The 7,942-nt window shown below is 25.7% G+C and carries 3 protein-coding genes and 1 pseudogene; all 4 read left to right on the plus strand.

The features are described from left to right. Positions 1 to 85: 85 nt before the first annotated feature. A complete protein-coding gene (locus L8W55_RS07710) occupies positions 86 to 739 on the plus strand; it encodes a hypothetical protein (protein WP_263678104.1) in 654 nt (217 codons plus the stop codon). After that, on the plus strand, positions 739 to 4,188 hold the full coding sequence (locus L8W55_RS07715) for a hypothetical protein (RefSeq protein ID WP_263678106.1): 3,450 nt from the start codon (positions 739 to 741) through the stop codon (positions 4,186 to 4,188). Before L8W55_RS07710 ends, L8W55_RS07715 begins: the two co-directional genes overlap by 1 nt. Beyond that, positions 4,185 to 7,667: a hypothetical protein gene (locus L8W55_RS07720; RefSeq protein WP_263678107.1), complete on the plus strand. Its 3,483-nt coding sequence runs from the start codon at positions 4,185 to 4,187 to the stop codon at positions 7,665 to 7,667. Before L8W55_RS07715 ends, L8W55_RS07720 begins: the two co-directional genes overlap by 4 nt. 10 nt (positions 7,668 to 7,677) lie before the next feature. Next, positions 7,678 to 7,942, plus strand: a pseudogene (locus L8W55_RS07725) (hypothetical protein); the annotation flags it as partial.

Consider the following 7,942-nt stretch of genomic DNA (forward strand, 5'->3'; position numbering starts at 1 on the left):
GTTTTTCATGATATGTTAAATATAAAAACTAAATTTTATTTATACCAAGGTATTTGAAATAATATACTTTAAAAAGGAGTATCAAATGAAAATCACAATGATAATTCTAAGCTTGTTTTCTTTAGTATCTTTAGGTGCATGTGCTTTTAAAGAAAATAAAGCAAGTGAATTAGAAACTCTTGCAAGTAATTATGGTGGAATTTATATCTTTGATAAAAAAATAAGAGAAGAGATATTGGAAAATGAAAGAAAGATAAAAGAATATAATCAATGGATTAATAATATATCTGCTTCTGATGAAGAGTTAAGAGCTAATATTAAAAAGTATGATGTAGAAAAAAAATTTCCTCAAGTCCTTTCTAATGGTTGTAAGTATTATCGTGATGATTATATTAATAGCTATAAAATAGGCGAATCTAATTTTAATTTCGATGATAAACCCGAATTTGCATACTATGAAGATCAATTTAAAGCATATATGGGTGAAGAAAACTATAAAAAATTAAGACCTTATTTGATTATGAGCAGTTATTATGTATGCAAAGGTAAGAGATATCCTATTACTTTTTATACCATGATAGATTATAAAGTAAAAAGTTATGGATTATTTGGAGATGAAGGAAGAGGATTTAGCTTTTCTAGTATTAGTCGTAAAAGTGCAGGAGGAGGATCTTTTCATTATTTTACTAATAATAAATTTATAAAAAGTGATGAAAAATATACAGGACAAAGTTACTGATGAACCCTAAAGAATTTATCTCTCAAATCAAAGACTATGCTGATATAGCAGATGCTAGTTATGCTATGCTTGATTTAATCGATGAGAATGATGAAAAAGGTTTTTTTGATAGTGCTTTTACTCCTCCTTTGTGGCTTTATGCAGATGGGATAAAGTTAGGGTATGAGATAAGCAAAGAGAATGAAACAAAGCTGTCTAGAGGTAATAAGAAAATAGGAGATCCTACAGCTTATGCTACCATTATAGAAGCTAGATTTTCTGCTGATCTTGTCTTTAAAAAACCTAGAAAAGACAATGAAGCTTTAGATGAGGATCAAGTTATTGGAAATAAAGCTCAAAGCTTTATTTATAGAAACAAAGAAGACAAAGAAGCAAAAGATCAAAAAAATCTACTGGCTTTAAATTTTGCTAAACACAATGAAAATCCTAGAAATTTAAGACATCATCTTAGCCCACGCACTAAAAACTTTGTATCTCGTTATGAAGTTATAGATCATGTAAAAAATACTAACATCAGTGGTTATTCTCATACTGTTTTTAAAGATACAAGTAAAAATGATAATACTTATATCTTGGCTTTTCGTGGCACTGAAACAGGTGGAACACAGCTATTAAAAGATGCATTTTTTACAGATGGTTTTATTGCTTTGAGGCTTGGAATTCCACAAGTGGTGTCTTTGATGAATTATAGCGATGAAGTTTTAAAAATCATTAGAGAAAAGCATGGGAGTGATAATTTTAAAATAGATGTTGTGGGGCATTCTTTAGGAGGACATTTGGCTCAATGTTTTTGTATCTTTGGGCAAAAAAAATATATTCAAAAACTTTATACTTATAATGGAGCTGGTATAGAAGGTGCTGTAGTAAGTCTTGTAAATATTTTTATTAGAGTTATTAGAGTTGTTTTTAAATTACTCATTAAAGGTATTAAAAAACTTTTTGGTTTTGGTATGACTAGAAAAACTTTAGATAATTGCTCTAAAGTTTTAAATGTGGAAAATGGAACCGATGGTTTGATCGAAGAATGTAAAAATTCACAAGGACAAATAGATCAAAAAAGACTTGATGAATGTGCTTTAAATATAAAACAAGCAAGTAAAGGCAAAACAAGTATAGAAATACATCATATAGAAACTATAGCTAAACCTATCCCTAATAAAGAAGATTTTTCACGAGAATATAGACAAGCACTAGAGTCATCAAGATCTGTGATAGCTGATTTGGGTTATAAATATGGCTTAGATATTAAAGATAAGTTTGATTATAAAAATACAGACAAGTTGCATTTAATTCATATAGGAGAGCTTGAGAAAAATTATTTGCTAACTAGCCATTTTATGTATAATATAGTTTGGGCGAGTTATTTTTATGAGCATTTGATAAAAAATAATGAAAATATCAAAGAATTTAAAAAGGATATTGCTTGTGCTATGGATTATCTAAATTCTTATGCACAAAATTTAATTGACTTAAGTGAGAAAAATAAGCTTTTACCAGGAGATCAAATAGATATCCAAGATGAAAATCAAAATTATATTAGTGTAGTATTGGATAAAATTTTTAATAACTTGTGTAAAAATAGCGTATATAACAAGAAAGAATTTAATCTTATTTATAAAGATATACAAGAGTTGTTTTATGTAGGTGAATATAAAAATGTAAATAAATTTGTTATTCCTGATTCTTTTTTGGTTTTAGAAGCTATGCAAATTTATATAAAAATACTGGATAAACCTATATTAGAAAAACTATCTAATAATGACTTCGAGCAGGATTTAGATCATGCTGAAGCAGTTTATAAGTGGTTGCCTTTCATTGTTAAAGATAAAAATAATCAAAAAATACTTACAGAAGATAATATAGGGAAAATCTTAAATTATAACTCTGAGTGCTTTAAATGTCTTAGCTTGGAAAATGATTTGGATTTTTTTCAAGCTAGAAAAAAGCAAATGATTAATTTGATTTATGAAAATAATTGCACAAGCTATTATCTTAATAAAAACCAACCCATTAAAACAAAAGTAAAATTTAATTCTTCAAGTTCGACTATATTTGTTAATTTGCCAAAAGAAGAAGTTTTTATTTTTGCTAATTGTAGGGATTTGATTGATTGTGATGAGATTTATAAAAGAGTAGCTACTAAAGTAGGTGTTGCAGTTGAAGAACTTCAAAACTACCAAGCTTATATCTTTTTAAACTCTACCCTCCTTACAGGCTCAAGTGAAATTCCTAACAATCCTTTTTACTTTGGAGAATTAGATCAAGATAATGCCATAAAACAAGATACACCTAGTTATTATTTTTCTCCTAAAGATGAAGATAGTGGCAAAGGAAAACTTAGCATCTTTTATAAAAATGATGAACTTTGCTTGCTTAATTATTCTATTATAGAAAATTCTTTAAATATCAAATTAGAATGTTTAAGCAAGCAAAGCTTAGAGTATAAAGATTTGATTTCAAATACCCTAAAAGAACAAAAAACCATACAAATAAATAAAAAACAAGCTATAGCTAAACTTCATGCCCTTTTAGAAAATCAAAACCTAGAATGTATCCATGGAGGTAAAGTCATACTTCAATCAAACAAAGGAAAAACTTTTAAAGATAGTGGTGTGCCTATTATGCTAGAAAGTGATTTACTTAATTCTAGCATAAGTGGCTGTCCTAATACCATTGCAAATGTAAGCTATCCTTGCACTAAGGTAGTAGATGTTAAAGGCTCTTTATCTCAAAAGAAAGTTAATAATGAATATGTAATCTTACAAGAACTCATCTCAGCTTGTATTAGTGATAAAGGCTTTCCTTTAAAAGTAAGCTTTGTACCTACTAAGTTTAAATTTGATCATAGTTTTAATCCTAAGGAAGGCTTAGCAAAGCAAAGCAAAAGCCAAACAAAGCTAAAAGAGCCTATAATAAGACTTCATTATAAAAGTGATAGATTTCAAAAAGATAACCTACCTATCTATAATCTTTTGATCAATAATGAAAAAAAAGAACAAAATAAAGCTTTAAGTGAATTAAATATAGATCAAAAAGATTTAAAAGATATAGAAGATGTTAATATTCTTAATCAATTCAAACAAGACTTTAGTAAAGATTATGAATTTAAAGAATTAAATTTTAGTTTTGATACTAATTTAATCAAACTTTATTTTATTATCCCAAAAAATATTGCTAAAGTTTATAAAAGTGCTTATAAAGAATTTGAATATAAAGATTTAGGAGCAGGGTATTTTACACAGCTACATGAGTATGATAAAATCATCAAAAATTCCCTAGAAGATAATAAAGAATTAAACGAATATCATTTTAGTTTTTTAGCTCCTGCTAAAATGCAAAATTTAAAATTTCAAATCGCAAATGGACTAGATGAGATCTTAGAAGATGAAGATAGAAAACAAGAGCTTTATGTTTGTAAATTTGTAGTAGTGAATGGGATTAAAATATGAAAATAAAAGATTTCACCTTAATTACATCAAATCATAATTTGGAAATTGAGTTAAAAAATCTTACCGAAAATGCTAATAAAATTATTTTTATATGTGGTGATTTTGATGGATATAAAGAAGCTAAGAATTCTTTGTATAAGACACTACATACTATGGAATATAAATTTAAAATTAACAAGAAAAAAACTTTTAAAATCATACATTTAAATCAAGCTAATAAAGATGAAATCACAAAAGAACAAAAATTTAGTTCTGATAAAAATTTATCTAGTATTAAAAAAATTATCTTTAATAATTTAAATTTTTTAAATGATGTAATCAATCAAAACAAAAATAAAACGCTCAATAAAATTATTGATGAGAGTAATGAAGAAAATATTGAAAATTTTTTAAAAGGAGTTCAAAAAGAATTAAATACATTATTAAAAAATATCAAAGAATCTGATTATTTTGAGCAAGAGATTAAACCAAAGATACAACTTACCCTAGATACACTTTTTAATACACTTTTAAAAAATATTACTCAATCTAATGATGATGAATATAAGCAAATTATTAGAGCTATAGCAAAATTTTTTATCAATATATTAGATTCTGTAACCAATCTTAAAAAACCTATCTCTTTAGTTAAGAAAAATCCTTATGTTTTTGTTGTAAATACATTATTTGAAGCTTATAATTCTTCTGCTGAGTATCAAGAGTATAAGGAACAAAAATATTATTATGATTTTGCTTATCCACTTTTAGAGCTTATTACTAGTAAGCTTTATCCTATTATCGCTTTGTGCAATGAAGAAATTTTATCTGATGTATTGATTATAGATGATAAAGTATTATTAGATTTTTCGTCTTATTCTAATGTGCCTTCTATTAGTCTTTATAAAAATAGTTTTTATAAAGTTATTTTAGATGAAGAATTTCAAGGTATTTTTGATCATTTTTTAGAAAATAATCCAAAAATTGAAAATGAAAAGTTAGATAATACGCTTTTGATTAATTCTAGTTTAAAAAATTTTGATACAACATTAAAAAAAGCAATCAATTTAAATATCTCTGAACTTAATCATTTCTTTTATGCAGAATATCCTGATTTAAATTCTTCCATACTAGTAGAAATGATACTAGATAAACAAAATACTGATCAAATCAATACAACCAAAATGGGTAAAAATTATTTGTTTATTACCAATCCGCCACAGCTTAACAATGCAGCACTTTGTGAAGATTTGTATCAAAAAAAATTAGGAGCAATAATAAAAAATCGTCCTAAAGCTCTTACAAAAAATGAAAAACTTGGATTAAAAGAACAATTTCCTAGTAAAAGAGATTATGGTTCTTATTTTATAGAAAGAGATGTTAAAAAGGAAGATGATTTTGTATTGCAGCTTTGTCCTTTTGTGAAACTTGATGGACAGATTTATCAAAAATATAAAAGGTATTTTAATTTTTATAATCAAACACTTTCTTGGATAGGACTTGATTTATTAGAGAGTACAAAACAATCAGTTGAGCAAGATTTTGCTTATATTGATAGCTTTTTTAAATTACCCAAAGAACTAGAAGAAATTAGCGAAAAAGAAAAAGAAAAAGTAAAAGAATATATCGGGCTTTTTAATAATTATTTAGATAATATCAATTCTGATTATGATCAAATGCAATTTTTTCTTGAGTTAGAGTCATCAATATCCAAAACATATGAAAATGTAGATTTTAAGAAATACTCACCTTTAACGGTTGTTTTATTGACTTTAACTTTGTATGTTTTACAAAAAGACTTAGCTTCTACACAAGAATATTCTCTTGGTGTTAAAAATATTGTAATTCCAAATTTAGATTATGGTGATAAAGAAATTTCACTTAATTACCAAAAGATTAAAATACCAAATTATTTTAATGAGTATATCTTATTTATCCCTGATGATATTTATTTTTATGATAATGATAAAAAAATTTACATCTTTTTATCTAAAGAATTAAATAAAAATAAAAAAGAAGATGAAGTTATCTATTTAGATGAATTAGCCAAAGCTATGTTTGAAAATGATTTTAAAGAAGATGATCAAACTTATGTGGATTTTTTAAAAACCTTAAATGAAAGCTTTGATGAGGAAATTGAATTTAAAGAAAATACACAAACAGATAAAACTCTTCCTTTGAAAAAAGATTTAGATAAAAGCATTCAAGAAATTATGCTTGATAATGAACTTGCAAAATTATCCATAGATATTACTTTTTTTAACATCATTAAGCAACTTTTTCCTTTTGCAGAATTTTTTATGAGCCAGCCTGATTTTTTTAAAAAAATGATTTTATTTTTTATAAATTCAAGCTTTGATAAAAAGCATTATGGTAATAAATTATTTTCTAGTTTTAAAGCACATTTTTTTAAAGAACTAGGGATATTTTATGCACTTAATCCTAAAGGACATTTTATAAAAATTAATCCAAAAAGTAAAAAGCCACTCAATAAGCTTTTTTTATATCAAATAGGAACAAATTATTATTATTTTAATCAATTAGAATATGCAAGCGAGTTGAAAAAGTCAAAGAGTTTTTCAAGATTGGATAAAGCTAAGCAAATTCATTTGATATCAAAAGTAAAAAAACAATTAGCTATCGATTTTTCTATTAAAGTAAGTAAAAATTTAAGTGTAGATGTGTTAAAAAATTTAGCAGGATCTTTTATCGATACACTTTTGCCTACAAATTATGAAAGATTAAAAATTTTATATGAAAAACTAATGTATGAAAAATTTACTTACAATTATGATTTTCCTTTAGCTGTAAAAAAAGAAGAATACTTAACCTATCCTTTATTGATAAATTCTAGATTTATGAGTTTTGATTTATCTGAGTTTATTTTTGGTTCTTTATTATGCACAGGTGGGCTTAGTTATTATCCTAGTATTGCTTGTGCTACAACTTCAAGCAAAGCTAGGGAATTTGCCTTAAAAAGACTTTTATCTTATATTATTTTAGATGAGAAAAGAAGTGCTTTTAAGGAAGATAAAATCAATGAGGGCAAATACATCTTAAACGATATGGAATTTTTTGAAAAAAACAATATAGAACTTAGAAATTGTAATATATACAAGCTAGAGCATTTTCAAAGAAAAGAAGAGTATAAAACACAACACCCAGTGATAAAACAACACCCTATCTTAGCTTATAATGATGCTATACAAATTTTATATGAATATGCAAATGGTATTTATAATACTACCCAAGATGAAAAGGGTAAGTTCATAGAAGATAGACAAAAAGCAAGAAGATTAATGGAAAATTTAGAAGCCATAGGACAGCATAATTTAGAAGTGATGTATAAGGGGGTAAATAATAAAGATGTTGATAATGAAAGAAATAGAAGAAAAGATAAAGAAGATTTTAATGATATTAATAAAATACAAGATTATTCCAACAAATTCATAGGCAGATTAGCCACTACTATAATTATGGAAGATGGTTTGTATATAGGATGAAAGGATAAAAATGAGTGAAACTTATGAAATTTATACTTCTAATGGACTTATATTAGAAGTTAATAAAAATACAAATCAAATTATATTTGATAAAAGAAAAGATGGGCGTGAAGTAGGCAAATACACCCAAGAATATTCTAAAGCTTTGTTTGAAGCTGATCGTATATTAAGAAACTCTCCCTACAAAGACTATCAACCCAGATATTTAGATCCTAATCTTTACACAGGGCAAAGTTCTACTTTGCTTGAGTTTAAAGATTGGCAAAGTATTTATC

The organism is Campylobacter sp. FU_520 (assembly GCF_025772385.1).
GTDB lineage: Bacteria > Campylobacterota > Campylobacteria > Campylobacterales > Campylobacteraceae > Campylobacter_D > Campylobacter_D lari_C.

Excerpts from the sequence above, each read along its gene's own strand:
- L8W55_RS07720 (WP_263678107.1), top strand. The coding sequence starts at position 4,185 with ATGAAAATAAAAGATTTCACCTTAATTACATCAAATCATAATTTGGAA.
- L8W55_RS07715 (WP_263678106.1), top strand. The coding sequence starts at position 739 with ATGAACCCTAAAGAATTTATCTCTCAAATCAAAGACTATGCTGATATA.
- L8W55_RS07710 (WP_263678104.1), top strand. The coding sequence starts at position 86 with ATGAAAATCACAATGATAATTCTAAGCTTGTTTTCTTTAGTATCTTTA.